Source organism: Amycolatopsis sp. NPDC051045, from assembly GCF_040682955.1.
GTDB lineage: Bacteria > Actinomycetota > Actinomycetes > Mycobacteriales > Pseudonocardiaceae > Amycolatopsis.
Genome location: NZ_JBFBCC010000035.1, coordinates 1 through 25076, shown reverse-complemented (window position 1 = coordinate 25076; position 25076 = coordinate 1). Strand labels below are relative to the sequence as shown.

The following is a 25076-nucleotide window of genomic DNA, read 5'->3' as shown; positions in this document are numbered from 1 at the left end:
CTTGGGTAAGCGAGGTCACCTTCCCGGCTGGCTGCTGGGCGGCGGGGTGCTCGTTCCGGGTGCCGCGGTCTTGGCTGCTTCGTAGGCCTTGGCCGCGGCGTCGAGGGCGGCGAGCGCGGCGCCTTGGTCGGCGAAGTTGCCGGATTGCTGGGCTGCCTTGAGCTTGGCGATGGCCGATTGGATGTCGATGACGGCCCGGTCGAGGGCGGCGTTGCCGCCGCTCGTGTTGGGGGGTGTCGTGGTCGGGGTGGTGGTGGGTGTCGTCGTGGGTGTCGTCGGCTGTCCGGCTTGGGGTGGCGTGGTGGTGGCTTCGCCGGTGCCGGGGCCGAAGATCTGGTCGAGGGCTTCCTGGAGGGTGGCGCCGTAGCCGACCTTGGGTCCGTAGGAGACGAGGACGCGGGCCAGCTGCGGGTAGCTGGTCTGGTTGCGCTGCCGGATGTAGACGGGCTCGACGTAGAGGAAGCCTTCGGCGACCGGGAGGGTGATCAGGTTGCCGTAGATGGGGGTGACGTTGGGGTTGTTGAAGAGGGTGCGGTCCTGGGCGACGCGGGGGTCGCTCTGGAAGCGGTTCTGGACTTGGACGGGACCGTCGACCTGGCTGGCTCCGGTGGCCGCGCTGGGTAGCTGGAGGACGCGGATCTTCCCGTAGTCGTTCGCGTCGGAGGAGACCGACATCCAGGACGCCAGGTACTGCCGTTGGAGACCGGTGAGGGAACTGGTCAGCTGGAACGTCGGCTTGTTCTGGCCCGGGGCGTCGGCGAGGACGTAGTAGCCGGGCTGGTTGGCGGCGCCGGCCGCGGCCGGGTTGGAGCCGCCTTCGGCGGTCGGGTCCTGCGGGACGCTCCAGAAGGCCTGCTGGGAGTAGAACTCCTGCGGGTTGCTGACGTGGTAGCGGGACAGCAGCTCGCGCTGGATCTTGAAGAGGTCTTCGGGGTAGCGGAAGTGGGCGCGCAGGTCCGGGGAGATCTCGGAGCTGGGCTTCACGAGTCCGGGGAAGACCTTCTCCCAGGCGTTGAGGACCGGTTCCTCGTCGTCGATCGAGTACAGCGTGACGTTGCCGTTGAAGGCGTCGACGGTGGCCTTGACCGAGTTGCGGATGTAGTTGATGGAACTGTTGGCCTGGCGGGCGACGCCGTTGAGCGAGTCGTTGGTGGCCGCGCCGAGCTGGGTCTGCTGGGCGTACGGGAAGTTGTTGAGCGTGGTGTAGCCGTCGACGATCCACTGGATCTTGCCGTCGACGACCGCCGGGTACGGGTCGCCGTCGAGGGTCAGCCACGGGGCGATCTTGCTGACGCGGTCGCGCGGGTCGCGGTTGTACATGATCTTCGAGTTGTCGCCGATGGCGTCGGAGAACAGGATGTTCCGTTCGCCGTACTCGGCGGCGAAGGCGAGGCGGTTGAACCAGTTGTCGATGGCGACACCGCCGGTGCCCTTGTAGGTGTAGCGGTCGGTGGTGGTGTCGTACTCGCCGGGCGCGTTGCCGGAGGTGCCGCCGACGATGGCGTAGTCGGATTCCGCGGCGGACAGCTCGCCGTAGTAGATGCGGGGTTCCTTGACCTCGATGCCGGTCTGACCGACTGCGGGCGCGCCGGCGCCCGCCGGGTTCTGCGTGTCGCTGGTGGTGGCGATCGGGTAGCCGCCGTCGGAGTTGGCGTCCTTGACCGCGCGGTCGATGGTGTTGGCGGGCGCGACGACGAAGCCGTTGCCGTGGGTGTAGACGAGGTGTTTGTTGATCCAGCTGGTCTGGTTGCCGGTCAGGCCCTCGGTCTTGATCTCCTTGGCGGCGACGATGTAGTCCTGCGTCACGCCGCCGACGGTGTAGCGGTCGATGTCCAGCTTGGCCGGGAAGCCGTAGAAGTTCTCGCGGCCGACGCGCTGGGTGAAGGTGTCGGAAAGGATGTTCGGGTCGAGCAGCCGGATGTTGGACATGGTTCCGGTGTCGGCCTTGAGCTGGTCCGGGGTGGCGGCGGAGCTGCCGGTGTAGGGCTGGTACTGGACGTCGGTGAGGCCGTAGGCGCGGCGGGTCGCGTCCATGTTGCGCTGGATGGACGCCGCTTCCTTCTCGTTGGCGTTCGGCTTCACCGAGAACTGGTCGAGGATGGCGGGCCAGGCGACGCCGACCAGGATGCCGGACAGGATCAGCAGCACCAGGGAGATCGCCGGCAGCTGCAGGTTGCGCAGGAAGGCGCCGGCGAAGAACGCGACCGCGCAGATCGCCGAGATGCACAGCAGGATCAGCTTGGCCGGCAGGACCGCGTTCAGGTCGGTGTAGGTGGCGCCGATGAACAGCGGGGCACCGCGATCGGACAGCAGCAGATTGTACCGGTCGAAGAAGTACTCGACCGCCTTCAGCAGCACGAAGAGCCCGACGGTGATGGCGAGCTGCGCGCGGGCCGGGCCGGCGAGCTGGCCGCCCTTGCCGGCCAGCCGGATGCCGCCGAAGACGTAGTGGGAGATCAGCGCGCCGAAGAAGGAGATGACGACGGTGATGAACAGCCAGCCGAGCAGCCAGTTGTAGAACGGGAGGTCGAAGGCGTAGAAGCCGACGTCGTTGCCGAACTCGGGGTCGGTCTGGCCGAACGAGGTGCCGTTGAGGAACAGCTGCACGACCTGCCAGTCCGCCTGGGCGGACAGGCCGGCGATGAGGCCGGTGAGCACCGGGATGCCGACGCCGAAGAGGCGGATGCGGGCGACGATCGCGGAGCGGTAGCGCGCCAGCGGGTCGTCGGCGCCGGAGATCGGCACGAACACCGGGCGGCTGCGGTAGGCGATCATCAGGCTGATCGCCAGCGCCCCGCCGACGAGCAACCCGACGGCGAAGAACAACACGATCCGGGTCAGCACCTGGGTGGTGAACACCGGCCGTGCGCCGACTTCGCCGAACCACAGCCAGTCGACGTACGTGTCGAGGAGGCGGGCTCCGAGCAACAGCGCCAGCACGATCACCGCGGCGATGATGAGGAGGATCCGGCTCCGCCGGGACAGCTTCGGCAGGCTCACCGGGGGCCGAGTCGCCACGGCACACGCTCCTGTCTTCGTCAACACTTGAGCAGGGGCGCGTGCGCCCCCTGATTCCCTAACTCTACGGATGCCCCGGGAAGTTCCCGGGACCCGCCCAAAGCGGACTCGCGGCGACCACGCGCCGGCCGGCCTGACACGATGTGCGCATGGCAGCGAACGAAGCGCGACAGGCCGGCGTGGCCGCGCTCGCCCGTGAGATCGAGGAGTTCATGGCCGCGGGTGGCTGGGACCAGCCGCCGCAGCTGTTCGCGCTGGTGCCGACGGCGGCGCTGCTGGACGAGCAGCCGGAGCTGGCCGGGCAGCTGGACCGGGCGAACCCGCTGACGCCGGTGGCCCAGGAGGCATTGCCCGAGGGCGACCTGGCCGAGGCGCTGGGCCGGATCGCGTGGCCGGACCTGGTCATCGGGTGCGCGCTGGCCCAGGAGATCATCGTGCTGCCGCCCGGCTCGGAGTCGGAGCTGCCGGACGTCGCCGAGGCGGACGCGGACAGCCTGCGCCGCGCGGCCGCCGACCACCCGCAGCGGACGGAGGCCCGCCTGGTGGCGGCCGTCCTGCGCGAGGGGGAAGGCGCCTGCGTGATGCGGCTGCGCGGGATCGGCACGGCCGAGGGCACGGACGAAGCGATGGACGAGATCGTGGAAAGCCCCGACCTGGCCCCGAATCTGGTCGAGGCGTTGAAGGCCACGCTGCAGCCTTAGCAGGAGGCCGTCGGCCGTCCCGCCTTCAGGTTGTTCAGCTGGGCGAGCGCGTCGTCCAGTGTGGACACCTTGATGAGGTTGAGCCCGGCGGGCGCGTTGGACTTGGCCTCGGCGCAGTTGTGCTCGGGCACCAGGAAGTCGGTAGCGCCTGCTTCACGGGCGCCGACGACCTTGAACGAGATCCCCCCGATCGGGTCGACCTCGCCGGTCTCGGTGATCTCGCCGGTGCCGGCGATGTGCCGGCCGCCCGCGAGGTCGCCGGACTGCAGGCGGTCGATGATGGCGAGGGTGAACATCAGCCCGGCCGACGGGCCGCCGACGTCCTGCAGCGAGATGTTGACCGTGAACGGCGCGTCGGCGCGGTCGACCGCGGTGAGGCCGATGAAGCCCTCCTTGCGATCGGGGCGCGCGGCGAGGGTGAGCGGCACGGTCCGCTCGGGCTGGCCGTCCGACTGGAAGGTGATCTGGACGGTCTGGCCGGGCAGGGTGCCGGCGAGCGCGGCCCGCACGTCGGCGGCCTCGACGACCTTCTTGCCGTTCACGGTGATCAGCCGGTCGCCCGGGGAGAGCACGTGGTCGGCCGGGCTGCCGGAGACGATCTGCTTCGCGAGCACCTTGATCGGGTAGCCCAGCTTGCGCAGGGCGGCGACCTGGGCGTTCGTCTGCGAGTCCTGCAGCTGCTGGATGTTCTCCTGCTTGACCTGCTCGCTCGTCTCGCCCGGCTTGAAGTACTCCTCGCGCGGCGCGAGCGCGTACCGGCCGCTCGCCCAGAAGCCGAGGCCCTGGAACAGGGTGACGCCGTCGTGCAGCGAGACGGTCGTCATCCGCAGTTCACCGGTGGTCGGATGGGTTTCGTGACCGGTGACCTGGATGACCGGGTTGCCCGCCGCGTCGCGACCGAGCGTGTCGTAGGTCGGGCCGGGACTGATCGCCACGAACGGCACCGGCACGACCGAGCCGAGCACCACGAAGATCAGGAACAGCGAGCCGCTGACCACCAGTGTCCAGCCGCGGCGGGTCATCCGCCGGGCCTCGCCGGCCGGCTCCGCCGCCGGTTCCGGAGCGCTCTTCGCGGGGGCGGTCTCCTCGGAAGACTTGGTCACGACCGACAGCGTACGGTGACCGTGTTCGCTTCCCGGTGAAGGCCACGCACATGGGTCCGGTTGACGCGCTCGACGACCGCCGACCCGCGTACGGTGGACACATGAGCAAACCCCCGTTCGGCTTCGGACCTTCCGATCCCGACAAACGAGGTGAGAACGACCCCTCGGAAGGCGGGCAGCAGTCCGGCGCCGAGGCCTTCAACCAGCTCGGGCAGATGCTGAGCCAGCTGGGCCAGATGCTCAGCCAGGCGGGCAGCTCCAGCGGGCCGGTGAACTACGACCTCGCCAAGCAGATCGCCCTGCAGACCCTGGGCAGCGCCGGCAACACCGGCGAGAGCAAGCTCGGCTTCAGCGGCGGCGACGACGCGAACGCCGCGGTGCGCGACGCCGCCCACCTGGCCGAGCTGTGGCTCGACGCCGGGACGGTGTTCCCGGCCGGCGCGACGTCGGCGGTCGCCTGGTCGCCGCGCTCCTGGGTGGAGAAGACGCTCCCGACGTGGCAGCGGCTGTGCGACCCGGTGGCCCGGCAGGTCTCGGGCGCCTGGATGGAGGCGCTGCCGGAGGAAGCCAAGCAGGCCGCGGGCCCGCTGCTGCAGATGATGGGGCAGATGGGCGGGATGGCCTTCGGCTCCCAGCTCGGCAACGCGCTGGCCCAGCTCGCGTCGGAGATGCTGACCTCGACGGAGATCGGCCTGCCGCTGGCCCCGGCCGGCACGTCGGCGCTGCTGCCGGCGAACATCGAGAAGTTCGCCGAGGGCCTGGAGCTGCCGAACAGCGAGATCCTCGTGTTCCTGGCCGCGCGCGAGGCCGCGCACCAGCGCCTCTTCACGCACGTGCCGTGGCTGCCGCAGCGGCTGCTGGCGACGGTCGAGGAGTTCGCGCACGGCATTTCGGTGGACACCTCGGCGCTCGAGTCGCTGGCCGGCCAAATCGACCCGGCGAACCCGGCGAGCATCGAAGAGGCGATGTCGTCGGGGCTTCTGGAGCCCCAGACGACGGAAGAGCAGAAGGCGGCGCTGAACCGCCTGGAGACGTTGCTGGCCTTGGTCGAGGGCTGGGTCGACGTGGTGGTGGCCGAAGCGGTCGGCGACCGCCTCCCGGGAGCGGACGCGCTGCGCGAGACGCTGCGCCGCCGCCGCGCAACGGGCGGCCCGGCGGAACAGACGTTCGCGACGCTGGTCGGCCTGGAGCTGCGCCCCCGCAGGATGCGGGCGGCCTCGGCGCTGTGGAAGCTGGTGGGCGACCGCCACGGCCTGGAGAAGCGCGACGGCCTCTGGTCCCACCCGGACCTGATGCCGACGGCCGAGGACCTGGACGAGCCGATCGACTTCGCCGACCGAGTGGGCGAAGCCGGCTCGATCGACGACCTCGACCCGATGGCCGAGCTGGAGCGCACGGAACGTTCGGAGCGCGAAGAGCGCGAGAAGGAGGAGCCGCCGTCGGAAGAGGGCGGCGACGCCAAGAGCTGAGCAGCACCCTGGAACCGGGCGTCTCGCACGAGCGAGGCGCCCGTTTCCCTACCCGCCCCCGCTCACGCACCCACCCCCGTGTCGACCCTCCAGGCACGCGAGCCGCCCCTCCAGACACACGAGCCGACCCTCCAGGCACGCGTGTCGACCCTCCAAGCACGCGAGCCGATCCTCCAGGCACAGGCGCCCGACCGTCGAGCCACCCGCAAACCCGCCGACCGGCCCTCACCCACGGCACCCGGACGAAGCCGGGGTGACCCGCAACCACGGATCACCCCGGCCACCATCACCCGCTCAGTCCTCGGTGGAGATTCCCCACCCGGCAGCGGCCGACAGGCCCTCGAGGTACCCGATGGCCCGTTCCGTCTTGGGGTACCGCTGCACCAGCGCCCAGAACGCCGCGTCGTGCCCGGGCTCCCGCAGGTGCGCCAGCTCGTGCACCAGGACGTAGTCCAGCACCCACGGGGGAACCTTGCGCAGCCGTTCGCTGACCCGGATGGTCGCGTCGACCGGTGTGCAGGACGCCCACCGGGTGCGCATCGGCGGCACCCAGCGGACGCTCGCCGGCACCGCGGTGCCGCCCAGGTACTTGCCCGACAGCAGCGCGCAGCGCGCCAGCAGGGCTTCGTCCGACGTCTTCGGGGACGCCGGCCGACGTGGTTCCGAGCGCTGCAGTTTGCGCTCCATCTCGGCGACCCAGTGTTTCTCCTCCGCCCTGGTCATCCGCGCGGGGATGAGCACGACCAGCGTGTCGTCGTTCCAATACGCGGTGACCGTTCGGTGCCGACGCTGGCTGCGCCGCACTTCGACCTTGTGTCCGGGTGTGTCCGACGAGGGGTTCGGTTCCCCTCGGCCTCTCAGTAAGGGCATGCGTGCTTCGACCACCCGACAACGGTAAGGCCAGGCACCGACAACTCCGAGCGCCTCGAGGTCACAGACCCGAGTTGTCCACAGTCGGATCCACTTGTGGATAACTCGGCCGTTCCGGCTCGTTCACGGGCTTCTTCGTCGCCGCCGGGTGCGATCCTGCGGACATGATCCTCGACACCGCGGACATGCCACCGGTCCTGCTGCCGGCCCACCCCGCCCTGCTCCCGGGCCTCACCGTGCTGGAACGCGGCCCGCGCGAGATCCAGATCGGCCTCGACCCGCGCCACGGGGTGATCGTCGAAAACCTCTCCCCGGACCTCGCCGCGAAGGTGCGCGCCCTCGACGGCACCAAGCCCGTCGAGGGTCTCCTGCTCGCCGAGAGCGAACACCGCGGCCAACTGCGCACGCTGCTGCGGCAGCTGACCGCGCTCGGCCTGGTCACCGACGCCGGCCGCCCCGGCGGTCCCGGCTTCCGCGGCGAGCCCGGGCTCTGGTCGCTGCGGGCCCGGCACCACCAAGCGGCCATGGCCGATCGGCGGCGCGCCGCCGCCATCTCGGTGTACGGCAACGGCCGGGTGGCGGTGGCGGCCGCCGTGCTGCTGGCCAACGCCGGCATCGGGCACGTCGAGCTGCAGGTGTCCGGCGCGGTGACCGAACACGACCTCGGCTCGGGCTTCACCGTCGCTGACCTGGGCCGGTCCCGGCGGCAGGCGCTCGCCGACCTGCTCCGCCGGGTCGATCCCGACGTCCGCGTCACCCGCCTGCACGACCGGTACCCGGACCTGGCCCTGCTCACCGACGCCGTCGTGCCTGCTCCCGAGCTGGTCGCCGAGCTGGTGGAGGACGGCGTCCCGCACATGGCGGTGCGCGTCCGCGACGGCACGGGCATCGTCGGGCCGCTGGTGGTGCCGGGCCGCAGCTCGTGCCTGCGCTGCGCCGACCTGCACCGCACGGACCTCGACCCGTGCTGGCCGCGCGTCGCCGGGCAGCTCGCCGGCCGGCACCAGCGACCCGATCTCGGCGCGGTCCAGGCCTGCGCGTCGCTGGCCGTCGCCCAGGCCATGCGGCTGCTCTCGCCCGCCGGGCCGGCCCCACCGCCGTGGAACGCGACTCTCGAGATCGACGCCTTCGACGGCCGCATCCGCCACCGCGGCTGGCCGCCGCACCCGCGGTGCGGCTGCGGCGCGCGGAGGTGATCCAGGAGGCGTAACCCACCAAGACGTCGCGCGCAGGCTGCGCACGGCCGACGCCACAGGGCAGAATCGCCGGTGTGACCGACTTCCGCGACCCCGCCGATCGTGACACCGCGATGCCGCGCAAGGGTGCAGCCCGTACCGCCAAGCTCGCCAGTCTCCCGCTCGGCATCGCCGGCCGCGCGGTCGGCGGCTGGGGCAAGAGGCTCGCGGGCCAAAGCGCGGAGCAGGTGAACGCGACGCTGTCGGCGAAGGCCGCCGAGCAGCTGTTCGAGGTGCTCGGCACGCTCAAGGGCGGGGCGATGAAGTTCGGCCAGGCGCTGAGCGTGTTCGAGGCGGCGGTGCCGGACGACATGGCGAAGCCGTACCGCGAAGCGCTGACGAAGCTGCAGGCCGCCGCGCCGCCGATGTCGGTCCGGCAGACCCACCGGGTGCTCGCCGAGCAGCTGGGCCGCACCTGGACCAGCCGGTTCGCGTCGTTCGACGACGAACCGGCGGCCGCCGCGAGCATCGGCCAGGTGCACCGCGCGGTCTGGCACGACGGCCGCGCGGTCGCGGTCAAGGTGCAGTACCCGGGCGCCGACGAGGCGCTGCGCAGCGACCTGCGTCAGCTGCAGCGGTTCAGCAGGCTGTTCCAGGCGTTCGTGCCCGGCACCGAGGTCAAGCCGCTGCTGGCGGAGCTCGCCGAGCGGATGAACGAGGAGCTCGACTACCAGGCCGAGGCCCAGCACCAGCGCGCCTTCGCGAAGGCGTTCGACGGCGATCCCGGCATCCTGGTGCCCCGGGTGGTGGCCAGCGCGCCGAAGGTCGTCGTGACGGAATGGGCGAGCGGCACACCGCTGTCGAAGGTGATTTCGGACGGCGACCGCGAGACCCGCAACCTGGCGGGCCGGCTGCTGGCGGAGTTCCACTACTCGTCCCCCGAACGGGTCCACCTGCTGCACTCGGACCCGCACCCGGGCAACTTCATGATCACCGGCGACGGCAGGCTGTGCGTCATCGACTTCGGCGGCGTCGCCCGGCTGCCCGAGGGCATCCCCCGCCACCTGGGCGAGATGACGCGGTTGGCCCTCGACGGCGAGTCCGCCGAGCTGATGCGCCTGCTGCGGGAGAACCGGTTCATCCGGCCGGACAGCGACCTGACCGCGGACGAGGTGCTCGCCTACCTGGCCCCGTTCACCGAGCCGCTGGCCGCGCCGACGTTCCACTTCACCCGCCGCTGGATGCAGAAGCAGGCCGGGCGGGTGGGCGACAGCCGCGGCAACGACTTCCGGGTCGGGCGTTCGCTCAACCTGCCGCCCGAGTACCTGATGATCCACCGGGTGACGGCGGGGTCGACGGGCATCCTTTGCCAGCTCGACGCGGAGATCCCGGCCCGGGGGATCGTGGAGCGCTGGCAGCCGGGCTTCGCCGCCTGAGTTGTCCACAGGCGGGGCCGCGAACGGACGGATTCCGCCGAGTTGTCCACAGCTGCGGCGGACGGGGTTCCACCCGGTTGGCCGAGCCGCCATGCTCGAAGAATGACAGCTACTCAGTGCACCGACCCGCTCGCCCTTCGTAGTTTCGGCGCGTGCGAGGTGATGAACCTCGAACAGCTACGCCGGGCGGGGGTGTCCGATCGAAGAACCCGGCGGCTCTGCGGCCCCGGTGGGCCGTGGCGCCGCCTGCACCCCGGTGTCGTCCTGCTGCGCAACACCGCCCCGACGCGGCGGGAGCTGCTGCACGCCGCGCTCGTGCACTACGGGCCGGAGGTGGTGATCACCGGCGCCGACGCACTGCAGGCCCACGGCGTGAAGTTCCCGTGCCCGGCGTCGAGCGACATCCGGCTGCTGGTCCCCGGCCGCTGCCGGGTGACGGCGTGCGAAGGCGTCCGGCCGGCGCGGACGGCCCGGTTGCCGGATCCGGTCCTGGTCGACGGGTTGCCGTTCGCCCCGCCGGCCCGGGCGACGCTGGACATGGCGCGGTCCGAACCCGACCCGGCCCACATCCGGCAGTTGTTGACGTTGCCGCTCTACTGGGGCCTGTGCGACCGGCAGGAGCTCCTGGCGGAGCTCGACGCGGGCCCCCAGCGCGGCACGGCGGTGGTCCGCAAGGTGCTCCACGAGCTCGACGAGGGGCCGATCCAGGCCCACGGCCTGGCCACGCGCGTGCTGGACATGGGCCACCTCCCGCCGCCGAGCTGGGACCTGACGATCTGCGACCGCCGCGGCCGCCGCCTCGGCGAAGCCGACGCATGGTGGGACGAGATCGGCCTGGCGTGGCAGTACCGCTGCACGCCGGGCCCCGGCGGCGGCTTCAGCCACCTGGCCCTGGCGGCCACGGGAATCGTCCTGGTCCGCTGCACGGTGCGGCAGCTGCGCCAGGTCCCGCAGGAGGTGGCACAGGAGCTGGCCCGGGCATTCGGCGATGCGTCCCGTACGCCCCGACCACGGGTCCGCGCGGTCCCGATGACCCCCGTCGGAGACGCCGCCTGACGACCACACCGATCACCAGCCCGCGCCCGAGAGCGGCCAGCACGCCGAACGACTGGCTTGCGACGCCCGCTCGGCAACCCGCCTTCGCAGGCCCCACCACACCGGAGACGCCTTTGGATTCAGACCTCGCGCAGCAACGAGCTGCCGCGCATCCGCCGTTCCACGACACCCGGCGGCAAGACCCCTCGGCATCGACCACTCAGGAGCGTGAATTGATCACCAGTACTCGTCCGGCAGCTTGCCTTCGATGTCCCGCACGTGCTGCCGCGCGCAGTCCGGGCACAGCCATCGCAGCACGCCACGCTCGCGGGTGGAGACCCACGCGAGCGCCGTAGCCGGGTCGTCGTCGGCGGTGCGGGTGCGGCCGCAGCGCGTGCACCCCACCGGTTCCGGGGCGCTCACCGCAACCGTCCACTGTGGATTGCCTTGGCGCCGAACAGGTACAGGTCGTCCCGGTGGCCGAGGAAGTCCGGGCTCTGCGGGTCGATCAGCGCGGCGACGGCGGCGCGGTCGTCGGCGTCGAGCCACTCCCCGGCCGACTCCGCGAACCACCCGACGCGGTGCACCACGTACTCGCGCAGGAGGTCCGAGCCGGGCATCGGGTGGTCGATGAGCGTGCCGAACGACTCGACATCCTCGAGGCCGGCTTCGCGAAGGGCGCGCGGCCAGCCGTAGGGCATGGCGACGCTGCCCGGGATTCCGGCGCGCATCCGCGCGAACCAGGCGGCCCGCGCGGCGAGCAGCCGCTGCTCCAGTCCGGGCCGGCCGACGCCGAGCTCCCACGGGAGGCACCGCATCTCGAGGCCGCCCTCGGCGATGGCCAGCACCCCGCCGGGCCGCAGCAGCCCGGCGAGCGTGCGCAGCGCGGCCTGCTGATCGCCCACGTGGTGCACCACGCCGGACGCCCACACGAGGTCGGCGGCGGGAACGGCCAGCGCCGGGTCGGTGAGGTCCCCGTGCAGGCTGACGACCTCGACGGAGCCGGCGGCGGCCGCCACGGCGCCCGTCACGGCTCGCTCCGCCTCGGCGAGCAGCTTCGGCGTGGCGTCGACGAGCACGACAGTGCCCCCGGCGCCGCGGGCGAGCTCGCGCGCGAACAACACGCTCATCCCGCCGGCCCCGCACCCGACGTCGACGATGGTCGGCCGCTCCGGCGCCGAGCCGACGAGCCGTCGTGCGACGGGCGTGAGCGCTTCGGCGTCGAGAGTGTCGGCCATGCGCAGCTGGGCGAGGCGGTCCGCCCAGTCGATGTCGTCGTGGGTGTGTCCGGACATCACCCCATTGAACACCAGGAACAAGCGCGCGAAGGCCCCCGCCGCCTGGGAAGGGCGGCAGGGGCTCTGCGCTCAGTTCTGATCCTGGTACCGCTCCGCCCGTTGAGCCGCCCATCGGGCTACTCGCGTCCATCGGCGTACGGCACGCGCGCTACCTCGGGCCCGCTGGGCGCGGACCCCCTCTTCCAGATCCCGTATTCGGGCCCTCGACAGTTCTTCGTAAAGCAACATCTCGCTGATCTCCTCGATCTCGGTCTTCGTCAACTGCAGCTGCTCGCTGCTGGTGTGGGCTTCGTAATCCCTGGTCGTGACCGGTTCGACGCTCATGCGGCGGCGCTCCGGTGATCGCTGCCGGCCTTGGCGGCGGCCGGCTCGACGGCGGCGTTCTTGCGCGGACGGCCCCGGGGCCGCTTGCGCGCGATCACGGCACCGCGCTCGAAGATCTCGCCACCCCAGACGCCCCACGGCTCACGCCGGGCCAGCGCACCGGCCAGGCAGGCCTCGCGCACCGGGCAGTCGGCGCACTGCGCCTTCGCGCGCTCGAGCTCGGCCGGGGACTCGGCGAACCACAGGTCCGCGTCGCCGGAACGGCAGGGCAGCGCCACGTCGGGGACGGCGATCGGGTCGAGCAGGTCGGCGAATATTGCCTCACCCGAGGTGTAGGCGACGGCCGAAGACATGGTTCCTCCTTGTGTCGTACGGGTTTTCGGTTGGGTGCTGGAGCTGGGCAACGCTGGTTCCTCTTGGGTTGTGCAGCCAAAAAGCACGAAGGCCGCGGATCCGGGTTTCCCGGTTCCGCGGCCTTCGTGAGCCTCGTGTCCTGACTAGGTCAGGAACTTCGCTCCCGTATCGACAACGGAACACGGAACTGCTTGACGGTCGGCAGATCGGCCTGCGGGTACGCGGCGAGAACGCCATCGGTCCCGAAGACGACGACACCGGTGGCCCAACGCCGCTCGACACGACGCATGCCACGGATCTCGTGAGCGCTCACGGACACATCAATGCCCGGGCGCTGAGCAGCCGCAACTTCCGCGGCGGCGCAGGACAGACGGGTGCCCGGGTTCGTGAGCGTCATGTTGATGGTCATTTCACCGGCACCTCCTTCTGTACTCTGCACACGCGGCCGCCGAGCGGCACGTCTTGCATAGGCTCTGTACGTAGATCCCCAGTCGAGCCCTTCGGGCTCGGTACTGGCAGGTTATTGCCCCGCACCACACCGGGGCAACTCAATTAACGGGAAAATCCTCGAAGATACGAAGATCGCCCCCGAGCAGCGGGTTCGCCGCGTCGATCATGGTCCGGACGCGGTCAAGACCCCGTCGACGCCCGCACGACACCGAGGATCTCCGCGCCGAAGCGTTCGAGCTTCGTCGCGCCGATGCCGGAGATCGACACCAGCGCCGCCTCGTCGGTCGGCCGCTGCTCGGCGATGGCCATCAGCGTCGCGTCCGTGAAGACGACGAACGCCGGCACCTTCAGCTCGCGCGCCCGGTCGCCACGCCACGACTTCAGCCGCTCCAGCAGACCTTCATCCACTGTGGACGGGCACCGGCCGCAGCGGCCCAGCTTGACGTCGAGGGTTTCCAGCAACGGGCCGCCGCAGACGCGGCAGCGCGTTTTGACCGGCGCCGCCTGCTTCTGCTGGGACCGCGCGACCCTGGCGGCCGGGTGGTCCTCCGGGACCAGGCCGTAGAGGAACCGGCTGCGCCGCCGGTTGCGCCGCCCGCCCGGTGTGCGGGCCAGCGCCCACGACAGCCACAGGTGCTCGCGGGCCCGGGTGACGCCGACGTAGAACAGCCGCCGCTCCTCCTCGATCGCGGCTTCGTCGTCGCCCGCGTGGAGGATCGGCACCGTGCCCTCGGCGAGACCGACGAGGAACACCGCGTCCCACTCCAGGCCCTTCGCCGCGTGCAGCGAAGCGAGCGTGACGCCCTCGACCGTCGGCGGGTGCTGGGCCGCGGCGCGCTGGTCGAGCTCGGCGCAGAAGCGCGGCAGGTCCGCGTCCTCGACCGTCGAAGCGAGCTCTTCGGCCAGTTCGACGATCGCCAGGAGGGCGTCCCAACGTTCCTTCGCCGCGCCACCGGCGGGCGGCGACTCGGTCAGGCCGACCCGCGCGAGCACCGAACGCACCGTCGTGACCAGGTCGGAGCTGACGTCCCCGCTCGCGGCCCGCAGCGCGGACATCGCCTGCCGGACCTCCGTCCGGTTGAAGAACCGCTCGCCGCCGCGGACCAGGTACGGGATGCCGGCCTCGGCCAGCGCCGACTCGTAGGCCTCGGACTGGGCGTTCACCCGGTAGAGGATCGCGACCTCGCTCGCCGTGACGCCGCCGTCGAGCAGCTCGCGCACCCGGCGGGCGACGGCCCCGGCCTCGACCGCCTCGTCGTCGAACTCGGCGAAGCGCGGCTCCGGCCCCGGCGGCCGCTGGCCGATCAGCTTCAGCCGCGAGCCCGCCGGCCGCCCCCGCGCCGCGCCGATCACCCGGTTCGCCAGCGCGACGACCTCGGGCGTGGACCGGTAGTCGCGCTCGAGCCGGACGACGGTGGCGTCCGGGTAGCGCCGCGTGAATTCCAGCAGCGGCCGTGGCGACGCGCCACCGAAGGAGTAGATGGTCTGGTTGGCGTCGCCGACGACGGTCAGGTCGTCGCGGCCGCCGAGCCACGCGTCCAGCAGGCGCTGCTGCAGCGGCGTGACGTCCTGGTACTCGTCGACGACGAAGCAGCGGTAGCGGTCCCGGAACTCCTCGGCGACGGTGCCGTGCTCCTCGAGCACCGCCGTCGTGTGCAGCAGGAGGTCGTCGAAGTCGAGGACCTGCGCGGCGTTCTTCAGTTCTTCGTAGTTCCGGTAGACCTCGGCGACCTGCGCCGCCGGTGCCGGGATGTCCCGCTGGGCGCGCGCGGTGACGGCCGGGTAGTCCTCCGGGCTGATCAGCGACGCCTTCGCCCACTCGATCTCGCTCGCCAGGTCGCGCAGGGCCTCGACCTCGGTCCCCAGCTTGGCGCGGCTCGCGGCCTGGCCGACGAACCGCAGCTTGTTCTCCAGCAGGTCCCACGGCCGGTCGCCGACCACGCGCGGCCAGAAGTAACGCAGCTGGCGGCGGGCAGCGGCGTGGAAGGTCAGCGCCTGCGCCGCTTCGACGCCGAGGCCGCGCAGCCGCGTCCGCATCTCCCCCGCGGCCCGCGTCGTGAAGGTGACGGCAAGGACCTGACCGGGGGAAACATGCCCGGACCGGACGAGGTGGGCGATGCGGTGGGTGATCGTGCGGGTCTTGCCCGTGCCGGCTCCGGCGAGCACGCAGACCGGGCCCCTCGGGGCACTGGCGGCGGCGCGCTGCTCGGGGTCGAGGCCATCGAGCAGACGGTTGATGCTCTTGGTGGAAAGTACGCCGGTCACGTCCGGCATCCTCGCAGAGGGGGACGGGGAATCGGGGCAGGGGCACGCGGCCGTATCCTGGTCATATGGCGGGACAGCGGGACTCGGGCAAGAACAAGGAAGCGGCCAAGCAGGCCAAGAAGGAGAAGCGCGCGGCGAGCAAGGCACGCCGTGGCCAGCTCTTCGAGGCGTTCAAGATGCAGCGCAAGGAAGACCCGTGGCTCATCCCCTGGATGGCCGGGTCGATCGTCGTCGTCGCCGGCGTGGCGTTCGGGATCGGGTTCTTCTTCGACGCGCAGTGGGTGCTGCTGCCGCTCGGCCTGGTGCTCGGCGCCCTGCTCGCCATGATCATCTTCGGCCGGCGCGTCCAGAAGACGGTCTACTCGAAGGCCGACGGGCAGCCCGGCGCCGCCGCGTGGGCGCTGGAAAACCTGCGCGGCCGCTGGAAGGTGACGCAGACCGTCGCGGCGACGACCCACCTCGACGCGGTGCACCGGGTCCTGGGTGGCCCGGGCGTGGTGCTGGTCGCCGAAGGCGCGTCGCACCGGGTCAAGACCCTGCTCGCCCAGGAGAAGAAGCGCGTCTCCCGCCTGATCGGCGACACGCCGATCTACGACGTGACGGTCGGTCAGGAAGACGGCCAGCTCCCGTTGAGGAAGCTCCAGGGCTACCTGATGAAGCTGCCCCGCAACCTCAAGCCGGCCCAGGTCGACGCCCTCGAGGCGAAGCTGGCCGCCCTCGGCAACCGCGGCGCGGCCCTGCCCAAGGGCCCGATGCCGGCCGGCGCGAAGATGCGCAACGTCCAGCGCACGATCCGCCGCCGCTGACCCGCAGACGAAAAAGGCCCCCGTCCGAACCCGGACGGGGGCCTTTTCGCACTCAGCGCATCCGGATGACGACGGTGCCGGTCAGCCGGTCGAGCCAGCTGCGGCCGTCGGCGTTGCGGACCGCGGCCGGGATGATCACGAACGTCAGCGCGGCCCGCACCAGCGCACGCAGCGGGCCGACGAGCGCGGCGCCGTCCAGCCGGGCGACGCGGATGCCGACGACACCCATCCCCGGGGTGAAGCCGAAGAAGCCGGCCGACACGACGGAGATGACCGCCCACACGCCGCCGGACCAGAGGTTGAACTTCTGCATCGCAGCTGCGTCCTGCAGGCTGGGGTGCAGGAAGATGGCCGTGACCAGGGCCGCGATGACCAGGTCGACGATCAGCCCGAGCAGCCGGGCACCGCCGCTCGCCGCCGAGCCGACGCCCGATTCGGGCAAACCGAACTTCTCGCCCGGCCAGCGCGCGCCGTCCTGATCAGTGCCCGGAGCGCCGTCGCCGGTGCCGGGGAGCCATTCACCGGTCCATCTCGCCACCCGTCTAGGGTATGCCGGTGGCGTGGAGCACATCCGACCTGGTCGGATACCCGATATCGACCACCCGTTAACACCGGCGAAACATACGGGTGACGGTCGGGCAACACCGCACTTTTAGCGTGAGCCGAAGAGAGCACTGCCGTACGAGCTCGAACGAGAAGGAGTCACCGAGGGTGCCCACTACTCCAGACGACATCCAGCGCCTCATCGCCGACGAGGACGTCGAAGTCATCGACGTCCAGTTCTGCGACCTGCCCGGCGTGATGCAGCACTTCACGGTCCCCGCGAAGGCCTTCACCGAAGAGGCCTACGAAGAGGGACTCGCGTTCGACGGCTCCTCGGTGCGCGGCTTCCAGTCCATCCACGAGTCCGACATGCTGCTGCTGCCGGACCCGGCGACCGCGCGGATCGACCCGTTCCGCAAGGCGAAGACGCTGGCGCTCAACTTCTTCGTGCACGACCCGTTTACCCGCGAGGCGTACAGCCGCGACCCGCGCAACATCGCGCGCAAGGCCGAGCAGTACATCTCCGAGTACGGCGTCGCCGACAACGTGTACTTCGGCCCCGAAGCCGAGTTCTACATCTTCGACTCGGTCCGCTTCGACTCCGCCGAGCACGCCTCGTTCCACGAGATCGACTCGATCGAGGGCTGGTGGAACACCGGCGCCGACGAGGTCGGTGGCAACCAGGGCTACAAGACGAAGTTCAAGGGCGGTTACTTCCCCGTCCCGCCGGTCGACCACTTCGCCGACCTGCGCGACGACATCGTCCGCAACCTGCAGGGCTCCGGTTTCGAGATCGAGCGCGCGCACCACGAGGTGGGCACCGCCGGCCAGACCGAGATCAACTACAAGTTCAACACGCTGCTGCACGCCGCGGACGACCTGCAGCTGTTCAAGTACATCGTGAAGAACACGGTGTTCGCCGCGGGCAAGACGGCGACGTTCATGCCGAAGCCGCTCGCCGGCGACAACGGCTCGGGCATGCACTGCCACCAGTCGCTGTGGAAGGACGGCCAGCCGCTGTTCCACGACGAGTCGGGCTACGCCGGCCTGTCGGACACCGCGCGCCACTACATCGGCGGCCTGCTCAAGCACGCCCCGAGCCTGCTGGCCTTCACGAACCCGACGGTGAACTCCTACCACCGCCTGGTTCCGGGCTTCGAGGCGCCGGTTTCGCTGGTCTACTCGCAGCGCAACCGCTCGGCCTGCGTCCGCATCCCGATCACGGGCAACAACCCGAAGGCGAAGCGCGCCGAGTTCCGCTGCCCGGACTCGTCGGGCAACCCGTACCTGGCGTTCTCGGCGATGATGATGGCGGGCCTCGACGGCATCCGGAACAAGATCGAGCCGCCGGAGCCGATCGACAAGGACCTCTACGAGCTCCCGCCCGAGGAGGCCAAGAACGTCAAGCTGGTCCCGGGCGACCTGGGCACGGTCCTCGACACGCTGGAAGCCGACCACGAGTACCTCCTCGAGGGCGGCGTCTTCACCCCGGACGTGATCGAGACGTGGATCTCGTACAAGCGCGAGAACGAGATCGACCCGCTGCGCCTGCGTCCGCACCCGTACGAGTTCGCCCTGTACTACGACGTGTGATCCGGTAGCAGTCCGGCCCCTGGACACGCCGGTGGCGAGGTGCGAAGAGCCCTCGCCACCGGCGTTTCTCCGTCACTCCGCCGGAGACAGCCGCTTCAGGTCCGAGCCCGCCGCCTCGAAGCGGACCCGTGGGTCCGCCACCAGCTTGCGGCGCTCCAGGTCCATCAACCCCAGCGTGCAGGAGATCTCCGCCGCCAGCGTGCCGTCCACCTTGATGACGTTCGAGTCCATCTTGAACGTCTTGCCGCTGCCGAACTTGACCTCGCACGTCACGTCGACGACGTCGCCCGCGCGCAGCTCGCGGCGGAACACCACGTGCGTCTCCAGCAACACCGCAGCGAGCTTCGCCTTCATGAAGCCTTCGAGCCCGCCGGCCGCCTCGAAGAGCTCGAGCCGCGCCACCTCGCCGTACGAGTGGTACACGGCGTGGTTGAGGTGGCCCAGGGTGTCCAGCTCGTAGTGGCGGACCTTGATCCGGGTCCGGAACGGTTCGCGATCGGTCACGCTCCCACTCTAAGCGACCGCTCAGCTCGCGTAGAACAGGTGCTCCACCACGGCGTGCGCCCGCCGCGTGAGCCGGCGGTAGCTGTCGAGGAACTCGCCGGGATCGTCGCCGGCCGACTGGCCGAGCACCCGGGCCACCGCGGCCAGGTCGCGGCCCGAACCGGGGACCTGGTCGACGGCCTTGCCGCGCACCAGCATCCCCGCGTTGCGCACCCGGGTCGCCAGCAGCCACGCCTCCCTCAGCGAGTCCGCCTCGGCCTGTTCGGCCAGGCCCGCACCCGGGAGCACCGCCAGCGCGTCGAGCGTCGACGTCGTCCGCAGGCCTTCGATCGCGTGGGCGTGCTGCAGCTGCAGCAACTGGACCGTCCACTCGACGTCGGCCAGACCGCCGCGGCCGAGCTTCGTGTGCAGCGTCGGGTCGGCGCCGCGAGGCATCCGTTCCGTCTCGACGCGGGCCTTGATGCGGCGGATCTCCCGTGCCTTCGTCCCGTCCAGGCCGCTCTCGGGGTAGCGGATCGGATCGATCATCGCGATGAACCGCGCGCCCAGCTCGTCGTCGCCGGCCACGAACCGTGCCCGCAGCAGCGCCTGCGCCTCCCACACCTCACCCCACCGCGCGTAGTAGGCGCGATAGGACTCCAACGTCCGCACCAACGGCCCGCTCCGGCCCTCCGGCCGCAGGTCGGCGTCGACCTCCAGCGCGGGGTCCGAACTCGGCGCGCCCAGCATCTTCCGGACCGTCTCCGCGACCGACGACGCGAACTTCACGGCGTCGGCGTCCGAGATCCCTTCGGACGGCTCGCACACGAAGAGGACGTCGGCGTCGGAGCCGTAGCCGAGTTCCGCGCCGCCGAGCCGGCCCATCCCGATGACGGCGATGCGCGCCGGCGTCCGGCCGAGTTCGGCCTGCCGCTGGCGGAACGCCGCGGCCAGCGCACCCTGGAGCACGGCCACCCAGACGCTCGACAGCGCTTCGCAGACCGCGGGCACGTCGAACAGCCCGAGCAGATCCGCGCAGGCGACGCGCAGGAGTTCGTGCCGCCGCAGCGAACGCGCGGCGGCGATGGCGGCGTTCAACCCGGGCTGGCGCCGGACAGCGGCCCGCAGCGACGTCGCCACCTCGGCGGGCGTGCGGCCCAGCATCCGGGCCGGGTCGCCGAGCAGCTGCAGCACCTCCGGCGCCCGGACCAGCAGGGCCGGCACCAGCCGTGACGTGCCCAGCAGGAGGGCCAGGTCCTCCACGACCGTGCCCTCGTCGCGCAGCACCCGCAGGTACCACGGGGTTTCTTCGAGCGCCTCGGACACCTTCCGGTACGACAGCAGCCCGCCGTCGGGATCGGGCGTGTCGGCGAGGAGGTCGAGCAGCACCGGCAGCAGCGCCTGCTGGATCGCGGCGCGCCGCGAGACACCCGAGGTGAGGGCCTTGATGTGCTGCAGCGCACCGTCGGGCGCGGTGTAGCCGAGCGCGGCCAGGCGGCTGGCGGCCTGCTTGGTGGTCAGGCGCAGCGCCTCGGCCGGCACGTTCGCGACGGACTGCAGCAGCGGCCGGTAGAAGATCTTCTCGTGCAGGCGCCGGATGCCCTTGCCGTGCCGCCGGAACTCCGCGAGCAGCGACTCGCCCTGGCTCTTGCCGCCACTCGCCTTGATCCCGCTGGCCCTGGCGATGATCCGCAGCTCGGCGGTGTCGGTCGGCGCCGGGAACAGGTGGGTCCGGCGCAGCCGCCGCAGCTGCAGCCGGTGCTCGATCATCCGCAGGAATTCGTAGGACGCACCCAGCTCGGCGGCGTCTTCACGACCGACGTAGCCGCCTTCACCGAGCGCCGCGAGAGCGTCCATGGTGGACGGTGACCGCAGGTCCGCGTCGACCCGGCCGTGCACGAGCTGCAGCAGCTGCACGGCGAACTCGACGTCGCGCAGGCCGCCGCGGCCCAGCTTCAGCTCCCGTTCGGCGTGCTCGGACGGCACGTGGCCCTCGACCCGGCGGCGCATCTGCTGCACCTCGGCGACGAAGTTTTCCCGGTCGGCCGCCGACCACACCAGCGGCGCGACCATTTCGGCGTACTGGCGGCCGAGCTCGGCGTCGCCCGCCACCGGACGCGCCTTGAGCAGCGCCTGGAATTCCCAGGTCTTGGCCCATTTCTGGTAGTAGCCGTGGTGCCCGTCCAGCGTGCGGACGAGCGCGCCGGCCTTGCCTTCGGGGCGCAGCGCCGCGTCGACCTCGAAGCACGCCTTCCCGACGACGCGCATCATCTTGCTCGCCAGCCGCGTGGCGACGCCGAGGTCGCCATCGCCGACGAAGATGACATCGACGTCGCTGACGTAGTTGAGCTCCCGGCCCCCGCACTTGCCCATCGCGATGATCGCGAGCGTGCCTCCGGCGGATGCGCCGGCTTCGGCCTCGGCGACGAGCAGCCCGGCGGCCAACGCGGCTTCGGCCAGCTCGGTCAGCTGCGCCGCGACCTCGGCGTAGCGCGGGTACTCGAGCCCGGTCTCGACGACGTGCCCGAGGTCGGCCGCGGCGATGCCGAGCAGCTGGCCGCGGTAGGCGACCTTGAGAGCCTGCTCGGCTTTGAGCCCGGTGAGGATCGAGCCGTCGTCTCCGAGGAGAGCCGAGCGCAGGGCCTCCCGGTAACAGGCGGAGTCGGTGCACTTGTCCGCGGTGAGTGAGCGCCACTGCTCCGGGTGCGCGGCGAGGAAGTCGGCGAGTGCGCTCGACGTGCCGAGCACGCTGAGGAAGCGACCGCGGAACGTCCGGTGGGCGCGGAGCTCCTCTTCGAGGTCGGTCCACTCGGCAGCGTCGGCCTCGCGGATCCGGTCCAGCCCGCGCAGCGCGAGATCGGGGTCGGCGGTGCGGGACAACGCCGCGAGCACGTCGGCGGCCGCGTCGACCGGGCCGGCGTCGGCCCACCAGCCGGCCGCGCGCAACTGACCCTCGGCACGGGAATCGGTGAAGCCGTACCTCGCCGCCGAAGCGGTCGTTCGCGCGCGGTCTGCCATCACGGACCACCGTAGCCGGGGAAAGCGGTTCAGGCCGCGAGCCGGCCGGGCTCGGGCGCCGCGGGCGTCGGCTCGGGCACCTGGAAGCTGTGCGCGGTGACGGGATGGCGTCGCGAGAGGAGGTAGATGCCGAGGCCCACCCCGATCCCGGCGACACCGACGGCGATCGTGCCCGCACTGCCGAGGGACGCGACCTTGCCGGAGATCGCGCCGACGATCGCGGCCGCGGGCAACGTGAACAGCCACGCGAGGACCATCCGGCCCGCCATCCGCCAGCGGACCGGCGCGTCCCGGCGGCCGACGCCGGAGCCGACGATCCCGCCGGAACAGACGTGCGTCGTCGAGAGCGGGAAGCCCAGCCGCGACGAGACCAGGATGACCAGCGCCGAGCTCGTCTGGGCGGCGAAGCCCTGTGGGCCTTCGATGTCGGTCAGGCCCTTGCCGAGGGTGTGGGTGATGCGCCAGCCGCCGAGGTAGGTGCCGAGCGCGAGTGCGCACGCGGCGCTGATGATCACCCAGACCGGCGGCGACGCGCCGGACGGGAGGCTGCCGGCGCTGACGAGCGTGAGCGTGATGACGCCCATCGTCTTCTGCGCGTCGTTCGTGCCGTGGGCGAGCGAGACCAGGGACGCCGAGACGATCTGGCCGACCTTGAACCCGCGCGTGGCCGGGCGGCCCCGCACCAGGAAGCGGTAGACCAGGTAGGTGGCGACCATCGCGACGAGGCCGGCGATGACCGGGCTGGCCGCGGCGGGGATCAGGACCTTCTCGACGATCTTTCCGAAGTGGACGGAGTCGGCGCCCGCCGAGACCCACGTGGCGCCGATCAGGCCGCCGAACAACGCGTGCGACGAGCTCGACGGCAGGCCGACGAACCACGTCACGAGGTTCCAGACGATCGCGCCGATCAGCCCGCCGAAGACGATCGCCGGGCCGATCTTCGTGTCGTCGACCAGACCGCTGGAGATCGTCTTGGCGACTTCGACCGACAGGAACGCGCCGACCAGGTTCAACACCGCCGAGATGGCGACGGCGACCCGCGGCCGCAAGGCGCCGGTGGCGATCGACGTCGCCATCGAGTTCGCGGTGTCGTGGAACCCGTTCGTGAAATCGAAAATGAGGGCCGTGACGACGACGACCACGACCAGCAACGAGGGTTGCACCCCGACCTCCGCACCCTTGTGGGGACTCCTCCCGCAAGGTACCTGACGGGTACGCCCGGCGTTAACAGCGTGTTGCTGGTTGTGACCTCTGTCGTCAAGCCAGCGGCAAAGTGCGTTGCCTTCCCGCGGCGGGCTCGAGTTCTCCGGCGGCCAGCTTGACGAACCGCCCGGCGAAGGGACGCCAGGTCTCCTCGATGTCGGCGTGCACGGTGATCAACGCTTCGTGCTCGAGCGCACCCGGGCGGGCGAATTCCGCTTCTTCGGGGCATTCCGCCGCCCAGCTCTCGACGACCGCGGGCGTCGTCTCGATGTGGAACTGGACACCGTAGACACAACGCCCGATCCGGTAGGCCTGGTTCGCGTAAAGCGGCGAGGACGCGAGCAGCTCGGCGCCGGGCGGGAGGCGGGTGATCGCGTCGGAGTGGAACTGCAGGACGTCCTGCACGAGCGGCAGGTCGGCGAACAGCGGGTCGGTCCACGCCGCGTCCTTCTTGCTGACGAGGTGCGGACCGACCTCGGGCCCGTCGGGAGCGGCCTCGACGCGGCCGCCGGTCGCGACGGCCAGCAGCTGCGCGCCGAGGCAGATGCCCAGCGTGGGCCGTTGCCGGCCGGCGGCTTTCGACAGCAGGCGCCGGACGTCGGCGAGCCAGGGGTGCTTGGCGTCGTCCTCCGCGGCCATGCCGCCGCCGAGGCAGACGACACCCTGGTACCCGTCGAGGTCGGCGGGCAGGTCGTTTTCCGGCAGCAGGCGGACGTCGAGTTCCGCGCCGGCCTCGGTCAGCCAGTCGCCGAGGGGGCCCAGGGGGTCCGACGCGTCCGGCTGGATGATCAGGATTCGGGTCACGCCTTCCAGGGTAGGTCAGCAGGCACAGCGAATTCCGGGAGTCGCGGTTCCTTCCACCGGGTAGCCGGCGGCGATCCAGCTCGTGATGCCGCCGGAGAGCCGTTTCACCTTGAAGCCGAGCTCGGCGAGCTTGAGCGCGCCCTTGGTGGCGGCGTTGCAGACGGTGCTTTCGCAGTAGCAGACGTACACGAGATCGCGGTCGAGGTGCGCGGTCGTCTCGAGGGTCAGGTCGCGGTAGGGCAAGTTGATCGCCCCCGGGATGCGCGCGTGGGCGAAGGCTTCGGGTGCCCGGGTCTCGACGACGACGTAGCCATCGGTGCGCCGGGCTTCGAGATCCCGGGCGAGATCGTCGGGATCGACCTCGAGGCCGAGCTCGGCACCGAAGTACTTCACGGCGGCTTCCGGTGCCGCGGCGGGGAAGGTGAGTGTGCGTGCGGTGGTCATGAGGTAAATCCTGCTGGCGAGAGCGCGGTCCGGACAGGGCAGAATCGGCGTGGAAGCCCGGAACGGCCGGGGATTTCCCCGTTCCGGCCCTGCGAACCCGGGAGAGTTGCGGTGGACCACCTCGACGACGTCGATTGGCGCCTGCTGGAGCTCCTGCAGGCCGACGGCCGGCTGAGCTTCACGGAACTGGGCCGCCGGGTGTCGCTCTCCGGCTCGGCGGTGACGGAACGCGTCCGCCGTCTCGAGGAGCGCGGGGTGATCACCGGCTACGCGGCGAACGTCGACACGACGAAGCTGGGGCTGCCGATCGAGGCGTTGGTGCGGGCCCGGGTCCGGAGTCTCGACACACCCCGGTTCCGGACGGCGGTGCTGCCGCTGGCGCAGGTGGTGGCGGCGGATCACGTCACGGGTGAGGAGTGCTGGATCCTGCGGGTGCTGTGCCGGAACACGGCGGAGCTGGAGGAGCTGGTCGAGAAGGTCCAGCGGTACGGGGAGACGACGACGTCACTGGTGTTGTCGTCCCCGTTGAGGAGGCGGCCGCCGGCGCGGCCGGCTTGAGGCATCACGCGCGATTGGGGGGTCGACACGGTTTTCGGGCATGGGGAAAGGCCCCGGGAGAACCTGTGGGGTTCTCGACCGGGGCCTTTCCATTGGTTAAGTTCGGCGGTGTCCTACTCTCCCACA

General features: G+C 71.1%; 23 protein-coding genes. 8 read left to right on the top strand and 15 right to left on the bottom strand.

The window, feature by feature from the left end:
- Nucleotides 1–15: 15 nt before the first annotated feature.
- The gene (locus tag AB0M80_RS41110; protein WP_364575768.1) at nt 16–3018 is read right to left on the bottom strand and encodes a UPF0182 family protein; all 3003 of its coding nucleotides are present in this window, start codon (nt 3016–3018) and stop codon (nt 16–18) included.
- 149 nt (nt 3019–3167) lie between these two features.
- Between AB0M80_RS41110 and AB0M80_RS41105 the strand changes: the two genes are divergently transcribed.
- Entirely contained in the window at nt 3168–3719 is a 552-nt protein-coding gene (locus tag AB0M80_RS41105) for a PPA1309 family protein (protein WP_364575766.1), read from the top strand.
- Here the strand turns inward: AB0M80_RS41105 and AB0M80_RS41100 are convergent.
- Nucleotides 3716–4822 (bottom strand): PDZ domain-containing protein, encoded by a 1107-nt coding sequence (locus AB0M80_RS41100; RefSeq protein ID WP_364575764.1) that lies wholly within the window; start codon nt 4820–4822, stop codon nt 3716–3718. The two genes, AB0M80_RS41105 and AB0M80_RS41100, sit on opposite strands and share 4 nt — an antisense overlap.
- 101 nt (nt 4823–4923) lie before the next feature.
- Between AB0M80_RS41100 and AB0M80_RS41095 the strand changes: the two genes are divergently transcribed.
- On the top strand, nt 4924–6291 hold the full coding sequence (locus AB0M80_RS41095; protein WP_364575762.1) for a zinc-dependent metalloprotease: 1368 nt from the start codon (nt 4924–4926) through the stop codon (nt 6289–6291).
- Nucleotides 6292–6585: 294 nt separating this feature from the next.
- Here the strand turns inward: AB0M80_RS41095 and AB0M80_RS41090 are convergent, their stop codons facing one another.
- Nucleotides 6586–7095: a M48 family metallopeptidase gene (locus AB0M80_RS41090; RefSeq protein ID WP_013223146.1), complete on the bottom strand. Its 510-nt coding sequence runs from the start codon at nt 7093–7095 to the stop codon at nt 6586–6588.
- Nucleotides 7096–7325: 230 nt separating this feature from the next.
- Here AB0M80_RS41090 and AB0M80_RS41085 point away from each other — a divergent pair, with 230 nt between their 5' ends.
- The 3 genes from AB0M80_RS41085 (at nt 7326) to AB0M80_RS41075 (ending at nt 10828) form a co-directional block, all read left to right on the top strand.
- Nucleotides 7326–8357, top strand: a complete 1032-nt coding sequence (locus AB0M80_RS41085; RefSeq protein ID WP_364575760.1) for a hypothetical protein — start codon at nt 7326–7328, stop codon at nt 8355–8357.
- 74 nt (nt 8358–8431) lie between these two features.
- Nucleotides 8432–9772 (top strand): AarF/ABC1/UbiB kinase family protein, encoded by a 1341-nt coding sequence (locus tag AB0M80_RS41080; RefSeq protein ID WP_364575758.1) that lies wholly within the window; start codon nt 8432–8434, stop codon nt 9770–9772.
- Between the two features lie 162 nt (nt 9773–9934).
- Nucleotides 9935–10828: a hypothetical protein gene (locus tag AB0M80_RS41075; RefSeq protein WP_364575841.1), complete on the top strand. Its 894-nt coding sequence runs from the start codon at nt 9935–9937 to the stop codon at nt 10826–10828.
- Between the two features lie 216 nt (nt 10829–11044).
- Here the strand turns inward: AB0M80_RS41075 and AB0M80_RS41070 are convergent, their stop codons facing one another.
- The 6 genes from AB0M80_RS41070 to AB0M80_RS41045 form a co-directional block, all read right to left on the bottom strand.
- Nucleotides 11045–11230, bottom strand: a complete 186-nt coding sequence (locus AB0M80_RS41070; RefSeq protein ID WP_364575756.1) for a hypothetical protein — start codon at nt 11228–11230, stop codon at nt 11045–11047.
- A complete protein-coding gene (locus tag AB0M80_RS41065; RefSeq protein WP_364575754.1) occupies nt 11227–12102 on the bottom strand; it encodes a class I SAM-dependent methyltransferase in 876 nt (291 codons plus the stop codon). The genes AB0M80_RS41070 and AB0M80_RS41065 overlap by 4 nt, the downstream gene beginning before the upstream one ends.
- Before the next feature lie 72 nt (nt 12103–12174).
- Nucleotides 12175–12429: a hypothetical protein gene (locus AB0M80_RS41060; protein WP_364575752.1), complete on the bottom strand. Its 255-nt coding sequence runs from the start codon at nt 12427–12429 to the stop codon at nt 12175–12177.
- Nucleotides 12426–12782 carry a WhiB family transcriptional regulator gene (locus AB0M80_RS41055; RefSeq protein ID WP_364575750.1) on the bottom strand — a complete coding sequence of 119 codons (357 nt, stop codon included), beginning with the start codon at nt 12780–12782 and terminating at the stop codon, nt 12426–12428. The genes AB0M80_RS41060 and AB0M80_RS41055 overlap by 4 nt, the downstream gene beginning before the upstream one ends.
- 149 nt (nt 12783–12931) lie before the next feature.
- Nucleotides 12932–13192, bottom strand: a complete 261-nt coding sequence (locus AB0M80_RS41050) for a hypothetical protein (RefSeq protein WP_364575748.1) — start codon at nt 13190–13192, stop codon at nt 12932–12934.
- 221 nt (nt 13193–13413) lie between these two features.
- Complete coding sequence (locus AB0M80_RS41045) at nt 13414–15507, bottom strand: ATP-dependent DNA helicase UvrD2 (protein WP_364575746.1); 2094 nt, start codon at nt 15505–15507, stop codon at nt 13414–13416.
- A gap of 56 nt (nt 15508–15563) precedes the next feature.
- Between AB0M80_RS41045 and AB0M80_RS41040 the strand changes: the two genes are divergently transcribed.
- The gene (locus tag AB0M80_RS41040) at nt 15564–16304 is read left to right on the top strand and encodes a DUF4191 domain-containing protein (protein WP_364575744.1); all 741 of its coding nucleotides are present in this window, start codon (nt 15564–15566) and stop codon (nt 16302–16304) included.
- Nucleotides 16305–16356: 52 nt separating this feature from the next.
- On the opposite strand, the gene AB0M80_RS41035 is transcribed toward AB0M80_RS41040, so the two are convergent.
- Nucleotides 16357–16746, bottom strand: coding sequence for an RDD family protein (locus AB0M80_RS41035; RefSeq protein WP_364575839.1), 390 nt, complete (start codon nt 16744–16746; stop codon nt 16357–16359).
- 269 nt (nt 16747–17015) lie between these two features.
- On the opposite strand from AB0M80_RS41035, the gene glnA reads away from it, so the two are divergent.
- Nucleotides 17016–18440: a type I glutamate--ammonia ligase gene (gene glnA / locus AB0M80_RS41030; RefSeq protein ID WP_364575742.1), complete on the top strand. Its 1425-nt coding sequence runs from the start codon at nt 17016–17018 to the stop codon at nt 18438–18440.
- 72 nt (nt 18441–18512) lie between these two features.
- Here glnA and AB0M80_RS41025 read toward each other — a convergent pair whose 3' ends face one another.
- From AB0M80_RS41025 to AB0M80_RS41005, 5 genes are all read right to left on the bottom strand, one after another.
- Entirely contained in the window at nt 18513–18944 is a 432-nt protein-coding gene (locus AB0M80_RS41025) for an acyl-CoA thioesterase (protein ID WP_364575740.1), read from the bottom strand.
- A 21-nt stretch (nt 18945–18965) separates the two neighbouring features.
- Entirely contained in the window at nt 18966–21941 is a 2976-nt protein-coding gene (locus AB0M80_RS41020; RefSeq protein WP_364575738.1) for a bifunctional [glutamine synthetase] adenylyltransferase/[glutamine synthetase]-adenylyl-L-tyrosine phosphorylase, read from the bottom strand.
- Between the two features lie 29 nt (nt 21942–21970).
- Nucleotides 21971–23104, bottom strand: a complete 1134-nt coding sequence (locus AB0M80_RS41015) for an inorganic phosphate transporter (protein WP_364575736.1) — start codon at nt 23102–23104, stop codon at nt 21971–21973.
- Nucleotides 23105–23198: 94 nt separating this feature from the next.
- Nucleotides 23199–23948 (bottom strand): type 1 glutamine amidotransferase, encoded by a 750-nt coding sequence (locus AB0M80_RS41010; protein ID WP_364575734.1) that lies wholly within the window; start codon nt 23946–23948, stop codon nt 23199–23201.
- 15 nt (nt 23949–23963) lie between these two features.
- Nucleotides 23964–24392, bottom strand: coding sequence for a rhodanese-like domain-containing protein (locus AB0M80_RS41005; RefSeq protein WP_364575732.1), 429 nt, complete (start codon nt 24390–24392; stop codon nt 23964–23966).
- A gap of 111 nt (nt 24393–24503) precedes the next feature.
- Here AB0M80_RS41005 and AB0M80_RS41000 point away from each other — a divergent pair, with 111 nt between their 5' ends.
- Nucleotides 24504–24950 carry an Lrp/AsnC family transcriptional regulator gene (locus AB0M80_RS41000; protein ID WP_364575730.1) on the top strand — a complete coding sequence of 149 codons (447 nt, stop codon included), beginning with the start codon at nt 24504–24506 and terminating at the stop codon, nt 24948–24950.
- Nucleotides 24951–25076: the final 126 nt, after the last annotated feature.

Excerpts from the sequence above, each read along its gene's own strand:
- AB0M80_RS41105 (WP_364575766.1), top strand. The coding sequence starts at position 3,168 with ATGGCAGCGAACGAAGCGCGACAGGCCGGCGTGGCCGCGCTCGCCCGT.
- AB0M80_RS41095 (WP_364575762.1), top strand. The coding sequence starts at position 4,924 with ATGAGCAAACCCCCGTTCGGCTTCGGACCTTCCGATCCCGACAAACGA.
- AB0M80_RS41085 (WP_364575760.1), top strand. The coding sequence starts at position 7,326 with ATGATCCTCGACACCGCGGACATGCCACCGGTCCTGCTGCCGGCCCAC.
- AB0M80_RS41075 (WP_364575841.1), top strand. The coding sequence starts at position 9,935 with ATGAACCTCGAACAGCTACGCCGGGCGGGGGTGTCCGATCGAAGAACC.
- AB0M80_RS41065 (WP_364575754.1), bottom strand. The coding sequence starts at position 12,102 with ATGTCCGGACACACCCACGACGACATCGACTGGGCGGACCGCCTCGCC.
- AB0M80_RS41060 (WP_364575752.1), bottom strand. The coding sequence starts at position 12,429 with ATGAGCGTCGAACCGGTCACGACCAGGGATTACGAAGCCCACACCAGC.
- AB0M80_RS41055 (WP_364575750.1), bottom strand. The coding sequence starts at position 12,782 with ATGTCTTCGGCCGTCGCCTACACCTCGGGTGAGGCAATATTCGCCGAC.
- AB0M80_RS41050 (WP_364575748.1), bottom strand. The coding sequence starts at position 13,192 with ATGACCATCAACATGACGCTCACGAACCCGGGCACCCGTCTGTCCTGC.
- AB0M80_RS41045 (WP_364575746.1), bottom strand. The coding sequence starts at position 15,507 with ATGCCGGACGTGACCGGCGTACTTTCCACCAAGAGCATCAACCGTCTG.
- AB0M80_RS41040 (WP_364575744.1), top strand. The coding sequence starts at position 15,564 with ATGGCGGGACAGCGGGACTCGGGCAAGAACAAGGAAGCGGCCAAGCAG.
- AB0M80_RS41020 (WP_364575738.1), bottom strand. The coding sequence starts at position 21,941 with ATGGCAGACCGCGCGCGAACGACCGCTTCGGCGGCGAGGTACGGCTTC.
- AB0M80_RS41005 (WP_364575732.1), bottom strand. The coding sequence starts at position 24,392 with ATGACCACCGCACGCACACTCACCTTCCCCGCCGCGGCACCGGAAGCC.